A 21938-nucleotide genomic window follows, 5' to 3' on the forward strand; every position below is an offset into this window, starting at 1 on the left:
GGAGAGGGGCCGCACGCCCCTCGGACGCGAGCGTCTCGCTCAGCCGAGCCGGTCCAAGGCCTGCGTGAGATCGGCGATCAGGTCGGCCTCGTCCTCCAATCCGATGGAGAGGCGAACGGTTTCGGGCCCGACCTGCGCGGCGGCCTTCTCGTGTTCCGGCAACTGCCGGTGGGTGGTCGAGGACGGGTGGATCGCCAGCGACTTGATCTCGCCGATGTTCACGAGGTGCGAGATCAGCTCCAGGGCGGCGATGAACGTCAGGGCCGCCGGCTCGCCGCCCTTCAGGGCGAAGGTAAAGATCGAGCCCGGCCCGTTCGGCGTGTAGCGCCGGGCGAGGTCCTCCCCGGGCTGTCCCGGCAGCATCGGATAGCTCACCCAATCCACCGCCGGATGGTCCTTGAGGAAGGCCGCGACCGCCCGCGCATTGGCGCAGTGCCGCTCCATGCGCAACGGCAGGGTCTCGATGCCCATGAGCGTCAGGAACGCGTTCATCGGCGACAGGCCGGGCCCGAGGTCGCGCAGGCCGAAGAACCGGCAGGCGGCCGCGAACGGGGTTTCGGGGAAGGCCTTGGTCAGGACGAGGCCGTCATAGTCCGGCCAGGGCTCGGTGATCAGGTTGTAGCCGCCGGCCTTTTCCCAGTCGAAGCGGCCGGCGTCGCAGATCACGCCGCCGATGGTCTGGCCGGAGCCGCTCAGGAACTTCGAGGTCGAGTGCCAGACGATGTCGGCGCCGTGCTCGATCGGTCGGATCAGGGCCGGCGAGGCCAGGGTATTGTCCACGACGAGCGGGAGATTGTGGCGCCGCGCCACCGCGGCGATCCCATCGAGGTCCACCACCGACGCGCAGGGATTCACGATCGATTCGCAGAAGATGGCCCGGCAGTCCGGGGTGATGGCCGCCTCGAAATCCTCCGGGGCCATGCCGCGTGCGAAGCGGGGCTTCAGGTCGTAGCGCCCATCGAGGCGGCGCATCAGACCGAGTGACCCGCCGAACAGGCGTGGCGAGGCGACATAGGCGTCGCCGCTCTTCATCAGCGTCATCAGGACCAGCTGCATGGCGGACTGTCCTGAAGACACCGCCACGCCGGCCTTCGCGCCCTCGAGATCGGCGATGCGACGTTCCAGCGCGGCGACGGTGGGGTTCGAGCCGCGGGAATACGAGAAGCCTGTCCGCCGGCCGGCGAAGATGTCCGCCGCCTGCTCGGTCGAGTCGAACACGAAGCCGTTGGTGAAGTAGATCGGCTGGACCCGCGCGCCCGTGGCGGGGTCCGGCGCCGCGCCGGCATGGATGGCCCGGGTCGCGAAACGGTGCGGTCGGTTCTGATCCGTCATGGCTCTCGGTCGGGTGTTCGATGCCCGGACCGGGGCGTCAGCCCGAGCGGATCCGTGCGTCACGCCGCGCGGCGGAGGAAGGCCTGCAGGGTTCGGACCAGGGTGGTCGGCTCGTAGGGCTTCGGAATGAACCGGGCGCCCTCCGGCATGTCGTTGGGACCGGGCGTACCCATGCCCGACACCACAAGAACGGGGATCGACGGCCAGCGATACGCCACGAGGCGGGCGAGGGCGAAACCGTCCATCGAGCCCTGCGGCATGTCGACGTCGGTCATCAGGACGCCGACATCGTCACGGTTCTCCAGGACCTTCAGCGCCTTGTCGGCGTGCGTCGCCTCGACGACGGTGAAGCCCGCATCCGCAAGGGTGTCAGAGGCCTCCATCAGCAGGAGGCCGTCATCCTCCACCAGGAGCACCACGGGTTGATCGGACGGGCTATCTGACATCAGACCTGCGAAGGTGAGTCTCAATTCCGAAGTCCGCGCCCTATTCCTCCGGGGCTCCCCCCGTCAAGGCGCGGGACCGGTTCGGTCAGGCCGCCTCCTCGCGCTTGCCCAGGCGCTTGTCGAGATAGGTGTCCACCGTCTGTGTCAGTTCCTCGACCTTGCCGTCGAAGAAGTGGTTCGCGCCATCGACCATCTGGTGCTCGATGATGACGCCCTTCTGGGTCTTCACCTTCTCGATCACCGGCATGACCTCGCGGGCGGGCGCCACACGGTCCTCGGAGCCGTGCACGAACAGGCCGGAGGAGGGGCAGGGGGCCAGGAAGGTGAAGTCGTAGCGGTTCGCCATCGCGGCGATGGAGATGAAGCCCTCGATCTCGGGGCGGCGCATCAGGAGCTGCATGCCGATCCACGAGCCGAACGACACGCCGGCGATCCAGCAGGACTTCGCCTCGGGGTTGACCGACTGCACCCAGTCGAGGGCGGCGGCGGCATCCGACAGCTCGCCCGAGCCGTGATCGAAGGAGCCCTGGCTGCGGCCGACCCCGCGGAAATTGAAACGCAGGGCTGCGAAACCGCGATTGGCGAAGGTGTAAAAAAGGTTGTACACAATTTGATTGTTCATCGTACCCCCGAACTGGGGGTGCGGGTGCAGGATGATGGCGATCGGCGCACCGCGCTTCTTGGGGGCTTGATAACGGCCTTCCAGGCGGCCGGCCGGGCCGGTGAAGATGACTTCGGGCATCGCTCGTCTCTCACTCTCGAGATCGCCCGCCGGGCGATCGGCACGGCGACGCGGCAGCCTTGACTCGTCGCGCGCGCCCCATAAAAGCAGTCTTAGAATGGTTCTAGATGATTAGAACTATTCTAAAGAAGCCGCCTGAAGCTTCGCGCCGGCTGCCACGCCGACCGGATTGGGGCGGCGGGATCTCATTCTCTCGGCGCGCCTTAGCACGGCGAGCCGGTGCGCGGGCAAGGAATTGTGACGCGCCGCAGCAGAGGACTTAACGGAACGCGGATGAGCCGGGGACGCGCCTATCTCGACTACAATGCGACAGCTCCGGTCCGTCCGGCCGTCGCCGAGGCGGTGGCGCGCGCGCTGATGCTCCCCGGTAACCCGTCCTCGATCCACGCGGAGGGTCGGGCCGCCCGGGCCGCTCTTGAAGCGGCCCGCGCCGAAGTCGCGGCCCTGGTGACGGCACGGCCCGAACAGGTCGTCTTCACCAGCGGCGGCACCGAAGCCGCCAACGCCGCCCTGTCGGGCGCCCTGCGTCGCCGCAGCACGCCAGCTCCGACCCGGCTGCTCTACTCGGCGACGGAGCACCCCTGCGTCGCGGCGGGTCACCGGTTCCCGGAAACGGCCGCGGAGGCGCTGCCGGTCACGGCCGACGGCGTGGTCGACCTCGCCGCCCTGGGGACACGGCTCGCCGCGCTGTCCGACGAGTCCGTGCTCGTCTCGGTCCATGCCGCCAACAACGAGACCGGCGCCGTGCAGCCGCTGGCCGACATCGTCGGGTTGGCTCGCGAGCACGGCCGGACCTTGGTCCACAGCGACGCGGTGCAGGCGGCCGGGAAGATCCCCCTCGACATGGCTGGCCTCGGCCTCGACGCGCTGACCCTATCGGGCCACAAGTTCGCGGCGCCGAAGGGTGTCGGCGCGCTGGTGCTGGCCGACGGCGTCACCCTGGAGACCGCCTTTTTGCGGGGCGGCGGGCAGGAGCGCCGGCAGCGCTGCGGCACCGAGTGCCTGCCGGCCATCGTCGGCATGGGCGAGGCCGCCCGGATCGCCCGCGAGTCGCTCGACCGGGAGAGCGCGCGCCTCGGGGCGCTGCGCGACCGGATCGAGGCTGGCATCCGGGCCCTGGCGCCCGACGCGGTGGTGTTCGCCGCCGGGGCCCAGCGCCTGCCCAACACTCTCAGCTTCTCGGTCCCGGGCCTCGATGCGCCCTCGGCCCTGATCGCCCTCGACCTCGCCGGCGTGGCGGTGTCGTCGGGCTCGGCCTGCTCGTCAGGCAAGGTCGCGCGCTCGGCGACGCTCGCCGCGATGGGCGTCGGTCCTGACCTCGCCGGGGGGGCGCTGCGCGTCAGCCTCGGCTGGAACACGGTGGACGAGGAGGTGGCATGCTTCCTCGACGCCTTCGAACGGGCCTTGCAGCCCCTATATAGACGGCGAGGACAGGCGGCCTGAGGGCCGCGCCCCCGCTATCCGACAGACGCTTCCCGGCCCTTGACGCCGGAGATGCCCAGGAGACGCTGATGCCTGCCGTGCAGGAAACCATCGACCGGGTCCGCTCGATCGACCTCGACCAGTACAAGTACGGGTTTGAGACCACCATCGAGATGGAGAAGTCCGCGAAGGGCATCTCCGAGGACGTCGTGCGCTTCATCTCGGCCAAGAAGAACGAGCCCGCGTGGCTGCTGGAGTGGCGCCTCGACGCCTACAAGCGCTGGCTGACCATGAAGGAGCCGGAGTGGGCGCGGGTCTCCTACGACAAGGTCGATTACAACGACATCTACTACTATGCGGCGCCCAAGCGTCCGGCGGCGATGTCGCTCGACGAGATCGATCCTGAGATCCTGAAGACCTACGAGAAGCTCGGCATCCCGCTCCGCGAGGTCGAGGTGCTGGAGGGCATCGCGCCGGAGCGCCGCGTCGCGGTCGACGCCGTGTTCGACTCGGTCTCGGTGGCCACCACCTTCAAGAAGGAGCTGGAGAAGGCCGGCGTGATCTTCATGCCGATCTCCGAGGCCGTGCGCGAGCATCCCGAGCTGGTGAAGAAGTACCTCGGCTCGGTCGTGCCGGTGACCGACAACTTCTTCGCCACGCTCAACTCGGCCGTGTTCTCGGACGGGTCGTTCGTCTACATTCCGCCGGGCGTGCGCTGCCCGATGGAGCTGTCGACCTATTTCCGCATCAACGAGCGCGACACCGGCCAGTTCGAGCGCACGCTGATCATCGCCGACAAGGGCTCCTACGTCTCGTATCTCGAGGGCTGCACCGCCCCGAAGCGCGACGACAACCAGCTCCACGCCGCGGTGGTCGAGCTCGTCGCCCTGGACGATGCCGAGATCAAGTATTCGACGGTCCAGAACTGGTACCCGGGCGACAACGAGGGCAAGGGCGGCATCTACAACTTCGTGACCAAGCGCGGCGATTGCCGTGGCGCCCGCTCGAAGATCTCGTGGACGCAGGTCGAGACCGGCTCGGCGATCACCTGGAAGTATCCGTCCTGCATCCTGCGCGGCGACGATTCCCGCGGCGAGTTCTACTCGATCGCGGTGTCGAACGGCATGCAGCAGGTCGATTCCGGCACCAAGATGATCCATCTCGGCAAGAACACGACGAGCCGGATCATCTCGAAGGGCATCTCGGCGGGCCGGTCGCAGAACACCTACCGGGGGCTCGTCTCGGCCCACAGGAAGGCTTCCAACGCCCGGAACTTCACGAACTGCGACTCCCTGCTGATCGGCGACCAGTGCGGCGCGCACACCGTGCCCTATATCGAGTCGAAGAACGCCTCGGCGGTGTTCGAACACGAGGCGACAACCTCGAAGATCTCCGAGGACCAGAAGTTCTACTGCCAGCAGCGCGGCCTCTCCGAGGAGGAGGCGACCGCACTCATCGTCAACGGCTTCGTCCGGGACGTGCTGCAGCAGCTGCCCATGGAGTTCGCCGTCGAGGCGCAGAAGCTGATCTCGATCAGCCTGGAAGGCTCGGTGGGCTGACCGCCTGGGCGGTTTCGACGACGACGTGCTGCGGGCCGCGCATCGGCACAGCGCGCGGCGCGCCGACGAGGTCAGGAGCAGCGTCCTGTGCGGATGCTTCTTCTGCCTCGAGGTTTTCACACCGGACGAGATCGCGGGGTGGATCGCCGATGATGGCACCGCCCTCTGTCCCCGGTGCGGCATCGACGCGGTGATCGGCGATCTCTCCGGCTACCCGGCCGGGAACCTCGCGTTCCTGCGGGCGATGCGAGACGAATGGTTATGAAGGACTTGGACTGACATGCTGGAAATCAAGAACCTCGTCGTGCAGATCGAGGACAACCGCATCCTGAACGGCCTGAACCTGACCGTGAACGACGGCGAGGTCGCGGCGATCATGGGGCCGAACGGCTCGGGCAAGTCGACCCTGTCGTACGTCATCGCCGGCAAGGAGGACTACGAGGTCCTCGACGGTGAGATCCTGCTCGACGGGCAGAACGTGCTGGAGATGGCCGCCGACGAGCGCGCCGCGGCCGGTATCTTCCTGGCCTTCCAGTACCCGCTGGAGATCCCCGGCGTCGGCACCATGACCTTCCTCAAGGCCTGCCTCAACGCGCAGCGCAAGGCGCGCGGCGAGGCGGAGCTGTCGACCCCCGACTTCATCCGGGCGGTGAACGGCGCCGCCGACAAGCTCGAGATCAATAAGGAGATGCTCAAGCGCGCCCTCAACGTCGGTTTCTCCGGCGGCGAGAAGAAGCGCATGGAGATCCTCCAGATGGCGCTGCTGCAGCCGAAGTTCTGCGTGCTCGACGAGACCGATTCCGGCCTCGACATCGACGCCCTGCGCATCGTGTCCGAGGGCGTGAACGCGCTGCGCGACAAGAACCGCTCGTTCCTGGTCATCACCCACTACCAGCGGCTGCTCAACCACATCGTGCCCGACACCGTGCACGTCATGTCGAAGGGTCAGATCGTGAAGACCGGCGGCAAGGAGCTCGCCCTCGAACTCGAGGCCTCCGGCTACGCCGAGTATCGCACCAACGAGGCGGCCTGAACCATGGCCGGCGTCACCAACCTCCGCTCCCCCGCCGAGGCCGGCCTGTCGAAGCTGTTCGAATCGGCCCGCCAGAGCTTCGCCAGCGAGACGGCGATCGCCCGCGAGGAGGCGTTCCGCTTCTTCGAGGCGACCGGCCTGCCCAGCCGCCGGGTCGAGGCCTTCAAGTACACGGATCTGCGCGCCGCCATCACCGAGGCCGCACCGCCGGCCGATGCGCCGAGCCTCGAGGTCGCCAAGGCGGCCGTCGCGCAGGCGAAGGGCTTCTCCGGCATCGAGGCCGCGCGCCTGACCTTCGTGAACGGGCACCTCATCGGCGAACTGTCGGATCTCGATGCGATCCCCGAGGGTGTCACGGTCGTGCCGATGTCGGAGGCCCTCGCCCAGGGCCATGCCGGCCTGAAGCAGCTCGCCCCGGTCGCACAGGCCCGGGAGAACCCGGTCTACCAGCTCAACACCGCCTTCCTGGCCGATGGCGCGGTGATCACGGTCGCTGCCGGTGCGAAGCCGGTGCGGCCGCTGCATCTCCGCTTCGTGGGCACCGGCGACGCGCCGTTCTCCACGGCGACCCGCGTGCTCGTCCAGCTGGGCGAGGGCGCGGAGTTCAGCCTGCTGGAGAGCCATGAGGGAACGGACGGCCTCACCTGCCAGCCGAACGACGCCCTCGACGTGGTGGTCGGCCCGAAGGCTGCCTTCCGGCACACCCGGCTGAACATCGAGGGCGATGCCACCATCGCGCTCTCGACCCTGTCGTTGAAGGTCGAGGCCGAGGGGCAGGTGGAAACCGTGAACCTCGTGACCGGAGCGGTGCTGTCGCGCCACCAGATCTTCGTCCACATCGCGGGCGAGGACACGAACGTGGTCGTCAACGGCGCGGCCATGCTGCGCAGGGGACAGCTTGCCGACTCGACGCTGCTCGCCGACCATGCCGCCGTGGGCGGTGTCGGCCGCGAGCAGTTCAAGTGGATCATCGACGGTGACGCCACCGGCGTGTTCCAGGGCAAGATCATCGTCCGTCAGGCCGCCCAGAAGACCGACGGCAAGATGAAGTCTGACTGCCTCCTCCTCACGGACGAGGGGCAGATGATGAACAAGCCGGAGCTGGAGATCTTCGCCGACGACGTCGCCTGCGGCCACGGGGCCACCTGCGGTGCGCCGGACGACGATCTGCTGTTCTACCTGATGGCCCGCGGCCTGCCGCGCGCGATCGCCGAGAGCCTGCTCGTGCAGGCCTTCGTGGGCGAGGCGGTGGAAGCGGTCACGCACGAGGGCGCCCGCGCGGCGCTAGTCGGCGAGATCGAGGCCTGGCTGAAGGCACGGGTGTAGCGTCCGCAACCCGCTCCGTCCTGCACGCGATGCGCTCTCCTCCCCCGTGCGGGGAGGAGCCTGAGGTGGGAGCGGCGCCGGTCGAAGTTGGGCGGCGCCTCATGACCCACCCGCACCCTTACCCCTCCCCGCATGGGGGAGGGGGCCCGTCCTCTTCGAAGGGTGGGCGCTCAGTGAGTGAGAAGCGATGAACGCACCCGTCCTCACCCCCACCTACGACGTCGAGGCGATCCGCAAGGATTTCCCGATCCTAGGCCAGCAGGTCTACGGCAAGAAGCTGGTCTACCTCGACAACGCCGCTTCGGCGCAGAAGCCCCGTCAGGTGATCGACGCGATGGTCTCCTGCATGGAGACCGGCTACGCCAACGTCCACCGCGGCCTGCACTACATGGCGAACGCCGCCACGGAGGGCTTCGAGGGCGCCCGTGAGACCACGCGGCAGTTCCTCAACGCCGCCTCCACGGACGAGATCATCTTCACCCGCAACGCCACCGAGGCCTACAACCTCGTGGCCTCGTCGATGGGCTGGGCCGGCCTGATCGGGGAGGGGGACGAGATCATCCTCTCGATCATGGAGCACCACTCCAACATCGTGCCCTGGCACTTCCTGCGCGAGCGCCGGGGCGCCGTGATCAAGTGGGCACCGGTGGACGACCAGGGCAACTTCCTGGTGGAGGAATACGAGAAGCTGTTCTCGCCCCGCACCAAGATGGTGGCGATCACCCACATGTCGAACGTGCTGGGCACGGTGACGCCCGCCGCGGAGATCGTGCGTATCGCCCACGCCCACGGCGTCCCGGTCCTGCTCGACGGCGCACAGAGCGCGGTCCATCAGCCCGTCGACGTGCAGGCGCTCGATTGCGACTTCTTCGTCTTCACCGGCCACAAGGTCTACGGGCCGACCGGAATCGGCGTGCTCTACGGCAAGAAGGAATGGCTGGAGCGCCTGCCGCCCTACCAGGGCGGCGGCGAGATGATCCGGACGGTGAGCGAGGACGCGGTCACCTACAACGAACCGCCGCACAAATTCGAGGCGGGCACCCCGGCCATCATCGAGGCTGTCGGCCTCGGCGCGGCGCTGGAATACATGATGACGCTGGGACGCGACGCGATCGCCGCCCACGAGGCGAAGCTGACGGCTTACGCGCAGGAGCGGCTCGGCGCGATGAACGCCCTGCGCCTGATCGGCACGGCTGCCGGCAAGGGCGGTGTGATCGCCTTCGAGATGAAGGGCGCTCATGCCCACGACATCGCCACGGTCATCGACCGCCAGGGCGTGGCGGTCCGGGCCGGGACCCACTGCGCCATGCCGCTGCTCCAGCGGTTCGGCGTGACCTCGACCTGCCGCGCGTCCTTCGGGCTCTACAACACGACCGCCGAGATCGATGCCCTTGCCGAAGCCCTCGGCAGGGCGGAGATGCTGTTTACCTGATATCTGGATCCGAGGCTGGTCCCGTCCGCGCGGGTCCGGGGAGAGTGAAGCGATGACCACCGACGCCACCATCACGGGGGGCATGAACGCCCCCGCCGTCGAAGGCGATTCCGCGATCCCGCAGGCGGAGCTCGATCGCCTGACCGACGACATCGTCGCGGCCCTGAAGACCGTCTACGATCCCGAGATTCCGGCTGACATCTACGAACTCGGCCTGATCTACAAGGTCGATATCGGCGACGATCGGAAGGTCGCCATCGACATGACGCTGACCGCCCCGGGCTGCCCGGTGGCCGGTGAAATGCCGGGCTGGGTGGAGAACGCGGTGAGCGCCGTGCCGGGCGTCCAGTCCTGTTCGGTGACCATGGTGTTCGATCCGCCGTGGGATCAGAGCCGCATGTCGGACGAGGCGCGCGTCGCCCTCGACATGTGGTAGGGCGGACCGGCGTTCACAGGCTCCTGAACACGCATGGGCGCGTGCCGCGAGGCACGTGACCGCGCTTGAGTTTCGCTGCTGCGACAAGGGCATAAGCCGAAACGTTGGTGTTGCGAAGGAATGGACGGCACCGGCGGACCTGCGGCAATATACGTAGCCGTTAAGGTCTCGCTAACCATCGCGGCGCAGAGCGGAGACGGCCGCAGCAACAGCGGCAACTCCCTCGATACGGTTGGTGGAAACGGATGGCTTCGGGCTACGTGGTCGCGGCGTTCCTGGAGGCGGCCGGGCTGGTCGGCCTCGTGATCGCGGTGCTCCGGATACGTACGGAACGCCAGGCGAAGGCCGCCGAATTGCGGAGCTTTCTCCGCTCCGGGCAGATCCCGTCCGCCACCGCCGGAACGCCCCGCCGCGTGGACTTCGCGTCGCACGCGGTCGCCGTCCCGTTCACACCGGGACGCGGCAGCGGATTGCAGGGCCGCCCTTCGGCAGCCCGCTCGGCGCTCGGACGCGCCATCGTGCGCGGCGGCCCGGCCCTGCCGGCCCACCTGACCGGTGCCATCAGCGCAGGATGATGTCGAGGCCGCTGCCGAAGAGAACGACGGCGCTGAGCGTCAGCATGAACTTCAGATCTTCCAGGCGCGCGCTCATGATCGATCCTCGTTGTTCGGCTGACGGGCCGCCGCTGCGATGTCCCATCATCATCCAAAGCGTGGGATTCTCGCGAGTCCTTTCAGGTTCCGTTAGGGATTTACCGACGGTTTCTGTTTACTAACGTTACCGCTGCGTTAATTCGGGATCCGCAGGCGGCGGTTCATCTTGGTCCGATCCGATGCGGCGCTACGCACCTGCTGGCAGCAGGAAGGTTCGAGCCATGGCCCCATCACCGCCCACGACCGTCCGGCGGGCGCTCGATTGGCTGTTCCGCGACAGGAACACCGGCGCCATGACGGTGGCCCAGTGGCCCAATCTGCCGCTCTGGCTGTTTGCTGGCTTCAGCCTGGCCGCTTGGACGGCGCAGGAGCAGGGGCCGCTCGCATCCTGGCTGTCCCTTGGGGCAGATCTTGCGCTGGCTTGGTGGGCTGCCGATGAGCTGCTGCGCGGCGTGAATCCCTGGCGTCGATTTCTCGGCGGTGCGACGATCCTGGGATTGGCCGCGCTGTTCGCCCTGCGCCACGCGGCCTAGGGCGGCATTGCCGCCACCTATAGTTGTATTTTTTGATGATGTTCCAGCGTGGAGGTTGCTTCACGCTTGCCGAATCCGGAGGCAGGCCCACCGATCTGCCTCTACGCGCCAGCCATCCGGCCTTAAGTCGCAGCCCTCTTCCGAGGCAGAGCCATAACGGTAGGTTGCACCCGCCGCGAGAGTGTGAATGGTAGAGCCGCGCCGCGCGAACGGCGCGTTTGTGGGACCCCGTGCATTCGCGCTCGGCTGAAGGATTGGTTTCGAAGAGATCATGACGGACGCGGGCGGATTCGATCTCGACGGCGCGGCCCAGTCGGCTCGTGAGCGGGACAAGCTGCTTCGAGACATCGCCCGCATGTTGAACGTTCCGGAATCCACATTCCGGAGGCCGCCAGCCTCCGGGGGAACCCGCGGCCCGAGCGCCGCGGAATGTGCCGCGCTGCTGACGGCCTTCTCGCGCATCGAAGACCCGGATCTCCGGAAGGAGTGCGTGGCGCTGGCGGAGCGCTACGGCCGCACGTAAGGGACGCGGCGTCCTCGCGGTGCGGTGGCACACACGGGGTCTGTCAGCACCGTGATTGCCGCGTGCTATAGGGGCGCCCGCTACCGAAGACGGTCCGATCGGTCGGCCCACCGCGTTTCCGGTGCCGGCCTCATGGCTGCCGGCACCGCGCATGCCCCAGCTCGTTCCAGGCCCCGATGCCGATCATCTCCATCTCGAAGCTGTCGAAGACCTACACGTCCGGCTTCACCGCCCTGCGCGACATCGACCTCGCCATCGAGCGGGGGGAGATCTTCGCGTTGCTGGGTCCGAACGGTGCCGGCAAGTCGACGCTCATCAACATCGTGTGCGGCATCGTCACCGCCAGTTCGGGAAGCGTTCTGGTCGACGGCCACGACATCGTGGCGGATTACCGCGCCGCGCGCCGGGCGATCGGCCTCGTGCCGCAGGAACTGACTACCGACGCCTTCGAGACGGTGCTGAACACCGTGAGCTTCTCCCGCGGTCTGTTCGGGATGAAGCCCGATGCCGGGCATATCGAGCGGATCCTGCGGGCGCTGTCCCTCTGGGACAAGCGCGACAGCCGGCTGATGACCCTGTCGGGTGGGATGAAGCGGCGGGTGCTCATCGCCAAGGCGCTGTCGCACGAGCCCCGGGTGCTGTTCCTCGACGAGCCCACCGCAGGCGTCGACGTGGAGCTGCGCCAGGATATGTGGCGCCTCGTGCGCGACCTGCGCCAGCAGGGCGTCACCGTCATTCTCACCACCCATTACATCGAAGAGGCCGAGGAGATGGCCGACCGCATCGGCGTGATCCGCCGGGGCGAGATCATCCTGGTCGAGGAGAAGGCCGCGCTGATGCACAAGCTCGGGCGCAAGCGGCTGACCCTGCATCTCCAGCAGCCGATCACCGCGGTGCCGCCGGAACTCGCCGATTACGGCCTGGCGCTCTCCGGGGAGGGCAGCGAGCTGGTCTATACCTATGACACCCGCGCCGAGCGGACCGGCATCACCGGGCTTCTCACCGGCCTGGCGGCGGCGGGAATCCGCTTCAAGGACCTTCACACCGAACAGAGTTCGCTGGAGGACATCTTCGTGGGCCTCGTGCGCGAGGAGAGGGCACAGGCATGAGCGCGGCGTTCACCCTGAACTGGCCGGCGGTCCGGGCCATCTACCGGTTCGAGATGGGCCGCTTCTGGCGCACCGCCGGGCAGAGCATCCTGGCTCCGGTCATCTCGACCACCCTGTACTTCGTGGTGTTCGGCGCCGCGATCGGCTCCCGGGTCTCGGCGGTCGACGGCGTGCCCTACGGGCTGTTCATCGTGCCCGGCCTGATCATGCTCTCGCTGCTCACGCAGAGCATCTCGAACGCCTCCTTCGGCATCTACTTCCCGCGCTTCGCCGGTACGATCTACGAGATCCTGTCGGCGCCGATCTCGCCGCTCGAGGTGGTGCTGGGCTTCGTCGGCGCGGCGGCCTCCAAATCGATCCTGATCGGGCTGATCATCCTGGCGACGTCGGCCCTGTTCGTGCCGCTGCGGATCGATCACCCGCTCTGGATGCTGGGCTTCCTGCTCCTCACCGCGGTGACCTTCAGCCTGTTCGGCTTCGTCATCGGCCTGTGGGCGGACGGCTTCGAAAAGCTGCAGCTGGTGCCGCTCCTCGTCGTGACCCCGCTCACCTTCCTGGGCGGCAGCTTCTACGCGATCTCCATGCTGCCGCCCTTCTGGCACGCCGTGAGCCTGCTCAACCCGGTCGTGTACCTGATCAGCGGTTTCCGCTGGGCGTTCTTCGGCAAGGCGGACGTGAACATCGCGATCAGCCTCGGCATGACCGCGCTGTTCCTGGTGATCTGCCTCGGCCTCGTCACCTACATCTTCCGGACGGGCTACCGGCTGAAGAGCTGAGGCTTCAGGGCTGCGCGGCCAGGAAGGCCAGCACCCCGTCCCGGTGCGGCTTGGCACCGACCGCGGTGGAGTGGTCCTTGCCCTCGATCTCGAGGGCCCGGGCGTCCGGGATCAGGGCGGCGAGCCCGGGGCCGGAGCCCGCGACCGTATCGAGAGTCCCGACCGAGACCAGAACCGGGACCTCGATCTGCGCGAGTTCCCCCCGGCTCAGCGTCTGACGTGAGCCGCGCATGCACGCGGCCAGCGCCCGCAGGTCGCTGCGGGTCTGCTCGGCGAAGGTGCGGAAGGCTGCGGCCGTCGGGTTGGGCGCCGGCGTCCCGGCGGGCGCCTCCAGGGCCTCGGCGATCCCAGAGGGCAAACCCTTGCCTTCGATGAGGTGCATTCCGAGGCCGCCGATCAGGGCCGAGCGAACCCGGTCCGCATGGTCCAGGGCGATGTGGGCGGTGATCCGCCCGCCCATCGAGTAGCCCATGACGTGAGCGCGCTCGATGCCGAGATGGTCGAGAAGCCGGATCGCGTCGTTGGCCATCGCGTCGGAGCTGTAGGCGGCCGGATCGTAGAGCTTCTCGCTCTCGCCGTGACCGCGGTTGTCGAGCGCGATCGCGCGGTAGCCGGCCTGGGTCAGGGCGCGCACCCACTGGGTGTTGACCCAATTGACCGCATGGTTCGACGCGAAACCATGGATCAGAAGGATCGGCTTCCCGGCCCCGTCCGCGGGCGGGACGTCGATATAGGCGATCCGCACGCCGTCGGAATTGAAGGACTCCATGCCGCGCAACCCGTGTTCATCAAGCTCGGCCACGGCTTAGACCACCGGAGCGCGCCGGAGCAACGTGGATCGATCCGCTTGCGGCTCGGGGCGCCGGCTGGCAAACCGCCCCGGTCATGACCGACATCCAGCCCTACGGCACCTATGAACCGTCCGGTCTCGTCGCGGCGATCACCCGCCGCACGAACCGGATCCCGGCCGAATCCTGGTACGGGCGGCGCCTCGCGCTGTTCCTGCGCCGGATCGCCATCGCGCGGCTCGGGGGCAAGCCCCTCGACGTGACCCGCTACGGCGCGCGGATGCGGCTGCACCCCTACAACAACAACTGCGAGAAGAAGGTGCTCTTCACCCCGCAGTTCTTCGATCCGGAGGAGCGCGCGCTGCTCCAGAAGCACCTGCCGAGGGACTGCGTGTTCCTCGACATCGGAGCCAATGTCGGCGCCTACGCCCTGTGCGTGGCGGCCTTCTCGGGCCCGGGGGCGCGGATCGTCGCGGTCGAGCCCCAGCCCGACGTGTTCGACCGCCTGACCTACAACATCGCCCAGAACCCGTTCCACACCGTGAAGGCGGTCGCCTGCGCGGTAGCCGACAAGGCGGGCGAGCTGACCCTGTTCATCGATCCGCGCAACCGCGGCGAGTCGAGCCTGCGCATCGTCGGCACCAACGAGGGAGCGCGGATCACCGTCCCGGCGGTGACGCTCCTCGATCTTTTGCGCAGCGAGGGCCTGACCCGGGTCGATGCCGTCAAGCTCGACGTCGAGGGCGCCGAGGACCTCATCCTGGAGCCGTTCCTGCGCGAGGCGCCGGACGCGCTCCTGCCGCGGATCCTGCTGATTGAGAACGGCACCGGGCAGTGGCAGCTCGACCTGCTGCAGCATCTGGCGCGCTACGGCTATCGCGAGATCGCCCGCTCCCGGCTGAACCTGATGTTCGAGCGCAGCACCGTCAGGGCGGCGTGACCACCGGAATCTCCCCGGCGAGGACGACGCCCTCCGGCCCGACGGCGCATCGGTAGGCCCGGACTGCCACACCCGCCGCTCGCGCCTCCCGGAACGCCCGGTCGAAGGTGGGGTCGATGTCCCGGGCGACGTCAAACGCCTCGGCCTTCATCTGCACGACGATGACCACCAGCGCCCGGCCCCCCTCGGCCACGACCTGAGCCAGGTCGCGCATGTGCCGGGCGCTGCGGGCGGCTTTGCAATCCGGGAATTCCGCGAGGCCCGCCCGACGCATCATGTGGCAGTTCTTCACCTCGACGTGGCAGGGGCCGGCCACCGCGCCGCTCGCCAGGAAATCGACCCGGCTGGCCTCGGCATAGCGGACCTCCGGCTTCAGCGTGTCGTGGCCGGCGAGCGCCGTGATCGCGCCGGCGCGAAAGGCCTCGGCCACGAGGGCGTTCGGGCGCAGGGTGTTGATGCCGACCCATTGCAGCCCCCCGGGCAGGTCGGCCTCCACCAGCTCCCAGGTCAGCGGCAGCTTGCGCGCCGGATTGGTCGAGCGCGACAGCAGCACCCGGGCGCCGGGCGTGTTCAGCCCGAGCATCGCTCCGGGATTGGGACAATGCACCGTGACCCGTCCCTCATCGGTATCGATGTCGGCCAGGAAGCGCTTGTAGCGTTGCACGAGCCGTCCCGGCACGAGCGGCGCGGCGAACTGCATCGGATCCTCGGGGTTCACGTAGTCGCGGGCAGCGGTTGCGCTATCTGCCTGCAGGCCCCGCCCGACGCCAGAGTTCCATGCCCCAGCCTTCCGAATTCGTCACCGCCGCGATCCTCGTCATCGGCGATGAGATCCTCTCGGGTCGCACCAAGGACAAGAACATCGGCACGATCGCCGACTTCCTCACCGCCGCCGGCATCGACCTGCGCGAGGTGCGGATCGTACCCGACGAGGCCGCCATGATCGTCGAGGCGGTCAACGCCCTGCGTGCCCGCTACACCTATCTGTTCACCACCGGCGGGATCGGCCCGACCCACGACGACATCACCGCCGATTGCGTGGCCGAGGCCTTCGGGGTCGGCATCGATGTCGATGAGCGGGCGCGTGCGATGCTGCTGGAGCGGCACAAGCCCGAGGACCTGAACGCGGCGCGCCTGCGCATGGCGCGGATTCCGTTCGGAGCCGACCTGATCGCCAACCCGGTCTCGAAGGCGCCGGGCTTCCGCCTCGGCAATGTCCACGTGATGGCCGGCGTGCCCGGCATCATGCAGGCCATGCTGGATTCGATCGCCCCGACGCTGACAGGCGGCGCCGCGATGCTGTCCGAGACGATCGAGGCGGCCGACCTGCCGGAGGGCAACTACGCGGGCGACCTCGGCGAGATCGCCAAGGCGCGGCCGGCCGTCTCCATCGGCTCGTATCCCGCGATGACTCCGGACGGTTTTCGCAACCGGATCGTCGTGCGCAGCCGGGACGCGCAGGCGCTCGCGGAGGCACGGAGCGCGGTCGAGGCGCTGGTGGCGCGTCTCTCGGCCTGACGGACTATCCTGCATCCGATCGGATCGAGTTGCGTTGCGGAGCTGGGCGGATGGTTCGGGACAAGAATAAGCGCGGCGATCCGGAGGCTCGCCGCGACGCGTTGCTGAGGGAGGTCTCCGAGATCGTCCGGCCCGATGCCTACGTCCTGCACGAGGTCATCCGGCTCGGCGGCGACGAGGAGCTGCGGCGCCATGGCCTCGCCCTGTTCCTCTCGGCCTTCGCCGCCGGCCTGAGCATCGCCCTGTCCCTGATCGTGCCGGGGGTCCTGCGGAGCCACCTGCCCGAGACCGATTGGGCCAAGATTGTGAGTTCGATGGGCTATGCGGTGGGATTTCTGGTCGTCGTCCTCGGGCGCCAGCAGCTCTTCACCGAGAACACGATCACGCCGATCCTGCCGCTGCTGCACGACCGCTCGGTGAAGACGGGCCTCCGGGTCATCCGGCTCTGGACCATCGTGCTGTCGGGCAACATCCTGGGAACGCTGGCGATCGCGACGCTGCTCGCCCATTCGGGCGCCTTCGAGCCGCCGGTCCTCAAGGCCTTCGCGGAGATCAGCCACGATGCCATCGCGCACGGCTTCTGGGCGACGTTCATCAAGGCGGTCTTCGCCGGCTGGATGATCGCCCTGATGGTCTGGTTCCTCCCCGCCACGGCCAGCGCGGCGCCGTTCGTGATCCTGCTGATGACGTGGCTGGTGGCGCTCTGCAGCCTCGCCCACATCGTCGCCGGCTCCGTGGAGGCCTTCTACCTGGTCGTTACGGGGGCGGCCTCAATGGGCGATTACGGGCTGAAGTTCTTCCTCCCCACGCTCCTCGGCAACACCTTCGGCGGCGTGGCGCTGGTGGCGGTGCTGAATTACGGGCAGGTCGCTCCGGAGGTGGAGGAGACCAAGGCCGTCGAGGGCGAGCGGACGGATTAGACCCGGACGCCCGGTCCAGAACTGGTCCTGCCACCGCGCGGATCGAGCGCGGTCCGACCCGAAGCGGCCCTCAGCCGATGCGGCCTCGGCCGGACGGCTGGCGCCGACCGAGACGACGACCGCCGTCGCCGTGCAGAGGCCTCGCAGTTCCCGAAACGAAAAAAGCCGCCCGAAGGCGGCTTCTCATTGCGGCGATGCGGGCGCGATCAGGACCGCATGCGGGTCCGGACCTCGCCGAGGCTCGCACGGATCAGGCCCTGCGCCGCCTCGCCCTGCATCCGCTCGCGCAGGATGGTCTCCGATACCTTCACCGCAGCCTCCGCGGCAGCGGCGCGGACCTGGGCCTCGGCCTGCGCCTCGGCCTGGGCGATCTTCGTCTCGGCAGCCTTGGTGCGGCGGGCGAGGAAGTCATCGAGCTTGCGGTGACCCTCCTCGGCGGCGCGCGCGGCCTCCTCGCGGGCACCGGCGACGATCGACTCGGCCTCCTTCTCGGCCTCGGCGCGGCGACGCTTGTAGTCGGCGAGTACGGCGGCCGCTTCCTCGCGCAGGCGCTTGGCCTCGTCGAGTTCGTGGCGGACGCGGTTGGCGCGGCCGTCCAGACCCTTGGTCATCGTCGAGAAGGCACCGGCCTTCCAGGCGATGCCCATGAAGATGACGAACGCGACGGCGACCCAGAATTCGGCTTCGAGCAGCATCGTGGGATCCCGTTCAGTGTGCGGTGGCGTCGAGGGCGCGGTCGAGGGTGGCCCGGTCGGGGGCCTGACCCGTCAGACGCTCGACGATCGCCGAAGCGGCCTCGCCCGCGATGGAGCGGACATTGCCCATGGCGGCTTCAGTCCGCGTGCGGATCGTCGCCTCGGCAGCGACGAGCTTGGCGTTCAGCTCCGCCTCCAGCGCCTTGCGCTTGGTCTCGGCCTCGGCGGCCAGCGTGTTCCGGGTGGTCTGCGCGATGTCGCGCGCCTTGCCCTGGGCATCCCGGAGGCCGGTCTCGAAGGCCACGCCGGCGGCATCCGCCTCGGCCTTCATCGCCTGCGCCTGGTCCAGGTCGGCACGCAGGCGCTCGGCGCGGGCGTGCAGGATCGACTGGATCCGCGGCAGCGCGATCTTGTCCATCAGGTAGTAGAGGAGCCCGAAGGCCAGGGCGAGCCAGATCAGCTGCGCCAGGAAGCCCGACGTCTCGAAGGGCGGGAAGGCGCCCGAATGCGCTTCCGTATGTTCGACATGGCCCGGCACGAGCTTCGTGTCGGCGCCCGGGGGCGGCGTGGTGAGGGGATTGGGCTGCGCCATGAGACCGCTACACTGACACCGTTCGGTGAGGCCACCGCCGGCGCGGTGACGGACGAAGGCGGACGCCCCGTCGCGGGAGCGTCCACCCGTTCATCGGGCCGGAGCCCGGGAGGAGACCGCGGGGACCGCGGCCTCCGGGGCGCCGATCAGACGGCGAAGAGCAGCAGCAGGGCGATCAGCAGCGAGAAGATGCCGAGCGCCTCGGTGAGGGCGAAGCCCAGGAGCAGGGTGGCGCGCTGGCCGTCGGCCGCAGACGGGTTGCGAAGGGCGCCGGCGAGGAACTGACCGAACAGGTTGCCGAGGCCGATGCCCGCACCCGCCATGCCGAGGCAAGCGAGGCCGGCGCCGATGTACTTCGCAGCGACGGGATCCATGGTAACTCCTGAGGTCTCTTCAGATCGAAACGTGCAGTGACGTTTGCGGCGGGTGGAGCCGGCCAGGTCTGACGACTAGTGGCCGGGGTGAAGGGCGTCGTTGAGGTAGATCGCCGTCAGCGTCGCGAAGACGTAAGCCTGAAGCGCCGCAACGAGGAACTCGAGAGCGGTCAGCGCGATCGTCAGGAACAGCGGGAGCGGCGATAGCACGCTCCAGGCGCCTGCGAGAAGAAGCTGGACCACGAAGAAGGCGAAGATCTTCATCGCGATGTGGCCGGCCAGCATGTTGGCGAACAGACGGACCGACAGGCTGATCGGGCGCGAGATGAACGAGATCACCTCGATCGGCACCAAGATCGCGAGAAGCGGCTTCGGCACGCCCGACGGCACGAACAGGCCGAAGAAATGGGTGCCGTGCTTCATCACACCGAAGATCACCACGGTGGAGATCACCAGCGCCGCGAGGCCGAAGGTGATGATCAGGTGGCTGGTCACCGCGAAGGCGTAGGGGATCATCCCGAAGAGGTTCAGGACGAGCACGAACATGAACAGCGAGAACACCAGCGGCAGGAACCGCTTGCCGCCGTCGCCGGTCGCTTGATGCACGGTATCGGCGATGAATTCGTAGAAGATCTCGGCCAGCGCCTGCATGCGGCCCGGCACGACCGAGCGCGACGCCGTCGCCACGATGGTGATCAGCGCGATCACCCCGACAGCCGCGAACATGTAGAGGGCGGACTGTGTGAACGCGAGCTGCTGATGGCCGATATGGCCCAGCGAAACGAGCGGCTTCAGCTCGAACTGATGAATCGGGTCGATCGTGACCGCCATTCCCGCTTCCGCCCTTCTTGTCCGGCGCGCCGACGGGTGTCGGCCGCCCCACATTCCCTACCGATCGGCGCGCCTTATGGCTCCTGCCGATCGCGCCGTCCCGGACGCGCGCCGGCGAAACCCGACACCCGCATCACGTTGTAGATCCCCGCGACGAACCCCAGCATCAGGAGGACGATCAGGCCCCAGGGCTTCGTCCCGAAGACATGATCGACGATCCAGCCGAGTATGCCCCCTGCGATCACGCCCGCGACGAACTCCGTGGAGATCGTCATGGCCTGGCCCAGCGAGGATGGCCCGCCGTTCCGAGGGCGCGTCGATGGATCGGGAGCAGCCTGCGGCCGCTTCCGTTCGATCTGCGTCTCGAGACGTCTGAGCCTCGCGGAGAGTTCGCTGTCCGTCGGCGTCTGCTGGGTCCCTTTCCCGTCCCTCTGGTCGTCGCCGTTCACGGCTCAAAACTCATCGGGCAGGAGGATCTGGAACCCGCTGGACACCCCCAGCAAGCGGGGCGCACCATAGTTTCGCCTATCTTGAGTGTCAAGGCGAACCCCATACACAGTAAGTCTTTGATTTTGAGTTGGAATTCCAGCTTCAAGCGACGCGCCGGAGCCGCGTTGCGCACAAGGCTCCGGCAGGGCTCTCAGGCCCCGATCAGCGGCTTGATCACCTTCTCCATCCCCTCGACGGTCATCTCGCCGGTATAGCGCTCGCCGTTGATGAAGAAGGTCGGGGTCGAATCGACCTTGAACACGTCGAGGCCGCGCTGCTTCACGGCGTTGACGGCGCTGTAGATCTTTTGGTCCTTCAGGCAGGCCTCGAACGTCTGCTTGTTGTAGCCGGCCTGCCGGAGCATCTGCTCCAGGGCGTCCACAGGCTTGGGCGTGAAGGCCCAGGCCTGCTGCTGGTCGAACAGCAGGTCGGTGATCGGGTAATACTTGGAATCGCCCTGGCAGCGCGCCAGCATGAAAGCCGCCGTCGCCAGCGGGTCGAGGGGGAACTCGCGGAGCGTGAACCGCACCTTGCCGGTGTCGATGTAGCGCTCCTTGAGGGTCGGCCAGGTGTTCCGGTGGAAGGCCGCGCAGTGCGAGCAGGTCATCGACGCGTATTCGATGATCGTGCACTTGGCGTCCGCCGGGCCGAGCCAGACATCGCCGAGGGGACCCGGCTGCAGCAGCGCGGCCATCTCGGAATTCTGCGCCCGGGCGGGCCGCGCGAGATAGGGCAGGGCGAGACCGGCGCCGAGGGCGAGGCCGGAGAATTTGAGAGCGTCGCGTCGCGTCGTCATCGGGCAGGCTCCGCCGGATTGAACAGTCGTGGCGTTCCGAAGCCGGTACTCGGGCGCGACCGTCCTGGCAAGGTGACCGAATCGACCGCTCACCGGTCCGGGCGCGTCGCCACCGCGGCGATGCCGAGGCGATCGAGGGCGGCGCGCAGGCCGTCATCGGCGATCCCCGCTACGGCGCGCTGCACCTCGACGGCGGCGGCCGGATCGATGCGGGCGGGGGAGGGCGCTCGGGCGCCGCGCCCGACCCGATCCTGCTGCAGAACGATCCGCGAGACGCAGGCCCAGCCGTAATGGGCGTTGATCCGCTGGATCACCACCGGCGCGAGATGCTGCAGCTCGAGGGCGAAGACGCCCTCGACGCGCACCACCAGCGTCCCGGATTCGGGCGTGCCGGCATCCTTCCGGCGACGCTTGGGCCATTCGAGCTTGGAAGGCCGGCAATATCGCGCGAGCCGTTCGCCGACGATCTCCGGCCAGGCGGCCAGGATGTCGGTCGACGCGAAGCCCTGCGCCGCGAAGGCAGGTCCGATGCAGCTCTCGATCAGCTCGGCCAGCGGTTTGACGCGCGCCATGGTGGTTCCGGCCCTGTGGATCCGCGAAGGTTAGCGCAGGATGGTTGACGAAGGGAGCACGGGGCCGCGCTGTCATCGCCCTATGATCGCCGCCGACCTGC

General features: G+C 68.1%; 27 protein-coding genes. 15 read left to right on the forward strand and 12 right to left on the reverse strand.

The features are described from left to right. Positions 1 to 39: 39 nt before the first annotated feature. From BM396_RS03400 to BM396_RS03410, 3 genes are all read right to left on the reverse strand, one after another. The gene (locus BM396_RS03400) at positions 40 to 1332 is read right to left on the reverse strand and encodes an O-acetylhomoserine aminocarboxypropyltransferase/cysteine synthase family protein (protein ID WP_043383831.1); all 1293 of its coding nucleotides are present in this window, start codon (positions 1330 to 1332) and stop codon (positions 40 to 42) included. A 59-nt stretch (positions 1333 to 1391) separates the two neighbouring features. Further along, on the reverse strand, positions 1392 to 1778 hold the full coding sequence (locus tag BM396_RS03405) for a response regulator (protein ID WP_043351947.1): 387 nt from the start codon (positions 1776 to 1778) through the stop codon (positions 1392 to 1394). Between the two features lie 85 nt (positions 1779 to 1863). Then, complete coding sequence (locus BM396_RS03410; protein WP_043351944.1) at positions 1864 to 2520, reverse strand: alpha/beta hydrolase; 657 nt, start codon at positions 2518 to 2520, stop codon at positions 1864 to 1866. Between the two features lie 273 nt (positions 2521 to 2793). Here BM396_RS03410 and BM396_RS03415 point away from each other — a divergent pair, with 273 nt between their 5' ends. The 12 genes from BM396_RS03415 to BM396_RS03470 all read left to right on the forward strand — a co-directional run bounded on the left by BM396_RS03415 (position 2794) and on the right by BM396_RS03470 (position 13322). Further along, positions 2794 to 3963 (forward strand): cysteine desulfurase family protein, encoded by a 1170-nt coding sequence (locus BM396_RS03415; protein WP_043383828.1) that lies wholly within the window; start codon positions 2794 to 2796, stop codon positions 3961 to 3963. A 68-nt stretch (positions 3964 to 4031) separates the two neighbouring features. Then, complete coding sequence (gene sufB / locus BM396_RS03420; protein ID WP_043351940.1) at positions 4032 to 5501, forward strand: Fe-S cluster assembly protein SufB; 1470 nt, start codon at positions 4032 to 4034, stop codon at positions 5499 to 5501. A 25-nt stretch (positions 5502 to 5526) separates the two neighbouring features. Next, positions 5527 to 5766, forward strand: a complete 240-nt coding sequence (locus BM396_RS03425) for a hypothetical protein (RefSeq protein WP_043383825.1) — start codon at positions 5527 to 5529, stop codon at positions 5764 to 5766. A gap of 15 nt (positions 5767 to 5781) precedes the next feature. After that, positions 5782 to 6534 (forward strand): Fe-S cluster assembly ATPase SufC, encoded by a 753-nt coding sequence (sufC, locus tag BM396_RS03430; protein WP_043351937.1) that lies wholly within the window; start codon positions 5782 to 5784, stop codon positions 6532 to 6534. 3 nt (positions 6535 to 6537) lie between these two features. Beyond that, entirely contained in the window at positions 6538 to 7860 is a 1323-nt protein-coding gene (locus BM396_RS03435; RefSeq protein WP_043351935.1) for a SufB/SufD family protein, read from the forward strand. A gap of 187 nt (positions 7861 to 8047) precedes the next feature. Further along, positions 8048 to 9292, forward strand: coding sequence for a cysteine desulfurase (locus tag BM396_RS03440; protein WP_043383822.1), 1245 nt, complete (start codon positions 8048 to 8050; stop codon positions 9290 to 9292). Positions 9293 to 9344: 52 nt separating this feature from the next. Next, positions 9345 to 9728, forward strand: a complete 384-nt coding sequence (locus BM396_RS03445; RefSeq protein WP_043351932.1) for an SUF system Fe-S cluster assembly protein — start codon at positions 9345 to 9347, stop codon at positions 9726 to 9728. Between the two features lie 245 nt (positions 9729 to 9973). After that, positions 9974 to 10303: a hypothetical protein gene (locus BM396_RS03450; protein ID WP_043351931.1), complete on the forward strand. Its 330-nt coding sequence runs from the start codon at positions 9974 to 9976 to the stop codon at positions 10301 to 10303. 299 nt (positions 10304 to 10602) lie between these two features. Then, the gene (locus tag BM396_RS03455) at positions 10603 to 10914 is read left to right on the forward strand and encodes a hypothetical protein (protein WP_043383819.1); all 312 of its coding nucleotides are present in this window, start codon (positions 10603 to 10605) and stop codon (positions 10912 to 10914) included. 271 nt (positions 10915 to 11185) lie between these two features. Further along, entirely contained in the window at positions 11186 to 11437 is a 252-nt protein-coding gene (locus BM396_RS03460; RefSeq protein WP_043351927.1) for a beta/alpha barrel domain-containing protein, read from the forward strand. Positions 11438 to 11613: 176 nt separating this feature from the next. Next, the gene (locus BM396_RS03465) at positions 11614 to 12546 is read left to right on the forward strand and encodes an ABC transporter ATP-binding protein (RefSeq protein ID WP_043351926.1); all 933 of its coding nucleotides are present in this window, start codon (positions 11614 to 11616) and stop codon (positions 12544 to 12546) included. Then, entirely contained in the window at positions 12543 to 13322 is a 780-nt protein-coding gene (locus tag BM396_RS03470) for an ABC transporter permease (RefSeq protein ID WP_043351924.1), read from the forward strand. Before BM396_RS03465 ends, BM396_RS03470 begins: the two co-directional genes overlap by 4 nt. Before the next feature lie 4 nt (positions 13323 to 13326). On the opposite strand, the gene BM396_RS03475 is transcribed toward BM396_RS03470, so the two are convergent. Next, on the reverse strand, positions 13327 to 14091 hold the full coding sequence (locus BM396_RS03475) for an alpha/beta fold hydrolase (RefSeq protein ID WP_043351922.1): 765 nt from the start codon (positions 14089 to 14091) through the stop codon (positions 13327 to 13329). A gap of 116 nt (positions 14092 to 14207) precedes the next feature. Between BM396_RS03475 and BM396_RS03480 the strand changes: the two genes are divergently transcribed. After that, positions 14208 to 15050, forward strand: a complete 843-nt coding sequence (locus BM396_RS03480) for an FkbM family methyltransferase (RefSeq protein ID WP_043351921.1) — start codon at positions 14208 to 14210, stop codon at positions 15048 to 15050. Here BM396_RS03480 and sfsA read toward each other — a convergent pair. After that, positions 15037 to 15750, reverse strand: coding sequence for a DNA/RNA nuclease SfsA (gene sfsA, locus BM396_RS03485; RefSeq protein ID WP_043351919.1), 714 nt, complete (start codon positions 15748 to 15750; stop codon positions 15037 to 15039). The two genes, BM396_RS03480 and sfsA, sit on opposite strands and share 14 nt — an antisense overlap. Before the next feature lie 77 nt (positions 15751 to 15827). Between sfsA and BM396_RS03490 the strand changes: the two genes are divergently transcribed. Together BM396_RS03490 and BM396_RS03495 are read left to right on the forward strand one after the other, a co-directional pair. Beyond that, the gene (locus tag BM396_RS03490; protein WP_043383816.1) at positions 15828 to 16568 is read left to right on the forward strand and encodes a competence/damage-inducible protein A; all 741 of its coding nucleotides are present in this window, start codon (positions 15828 to 15830) and stop codon (positions 16566 to 16568) included. Between the two features lie 50 nt (positions 16569 to 16618). Next, entirely contained in the window at positions 16619 to 17488 is an 870-nt protein-coding gene (locus tag BM396_RS03495) for a formate/nitrite transporter family protein (protein WP_043383814.1), read from the forward strand. A gap of 206 nt (positions 17489 to 17694) precedes the next feature. Here the strand turns inward: BM396_RS03495 and BM396_RS03500 are convergent, their stop codons facing one another. The 7 genes from BM396_RS03500 to BM396_RS03530 all read right to left on the reverse strand — a co-directional run bounded on the left by BM396_RS03500 (position 17695) and on the right by BM396_RS03530 (position 21837). Continuing rightward, positions 17695 to 18180, reverse strand: coding sequence for a F0F1 ATP synthase subunit B family protein (locus tag BM396_RS03500; RefSeq protein WP_170861837.1), 486 nt, complete (start codon positions 18178 to 18180; stop codon positions 17695 to 17697). Positions 18181 to 18196: 16 nt separating this feature from the next. Then, a complete protein-coding gene (locus BM396_RS03505; RefSeq protein WP_043383811.1) occupies positions 18197 to 18775 on the reverse strand; it encodes a F0F1 ATP synthase subunit B family protein in 579 nt (192 codons plus the stop codon). A gap of 146 nt (positions 18776 to 18921) precedes the next feature. After that, complete coding sequence (locus tag BM396_RS03510) at positions 18922 to 19149, reverse strand: F0F1 ATP synthase subunit C (RefSeq protein ID WP_007566773.1); 228 nt, start codon at positions 19147 to 19149, stop codon at positions 18922 to 18924. A gap of 75 nt (positions 19150 to 19224) precedes the next feature. Continuing rightward, the gene (locus BM396_RS03515; RefSeq protein WP_043351912.1) at positions 19225 to 19980 is read right to left on the reverse strand and encodes a F0F1 ATP synthase subunit A; all 756 of its coding nucleotides are present in this window, start codon (positions 19978 to 19980) and stop codon (positions 19225 to 19227) included. Between the two features lie 74 nt (positions 19981 to 20054). Continuing rightward, entirely contained in the window at positions 20055 to 20429 is a 375-nt protein-coding gene (locus tag BM396_RS03520; protein ID WP_043351911.1) for an AtpZ/AtpI family protein, read from the reverse strand. Positions 20430 to 20620: 191 nt separating this feature from the next. Further along, positions 20621 to 21265, reverse strand: coding sequence for a DsbA family protein (locus tag BM396_RS03525; RefSeq protein WP_043383808.1), 645 nt, complete (start codon positions 21263 to 21265; stop codon positions 20621 to 20623). Between the two features lie 89 nt (positions 21266 to 21354). After that, the gene (locus BM396_RS03530) at positions 21355 to 21837 is read right to left on the reverse strand and encodes a DUF721 domain-containing protein (RefSeq protein WP_043383805.1); all 483 of its coding nucleotides are present in this window, start codon (positions 21835 to 21837) and stop codon (positions 21355 to 21357) included. Positions 21838 to 21938 lie beyond the last annotated feature (101 nt).

Source organism: Methylobacterium sp. UNCCL125 (assembly GCF_900116795.1).
In the GTDB taxonomy this organism is placed as follows: Bacteria; Pseudomonadota; Alphaproteobacteria; order Rhizobiales; family Beijerinckiaceae; genus Methylobacterium; species Methylobacterium fujisawaense.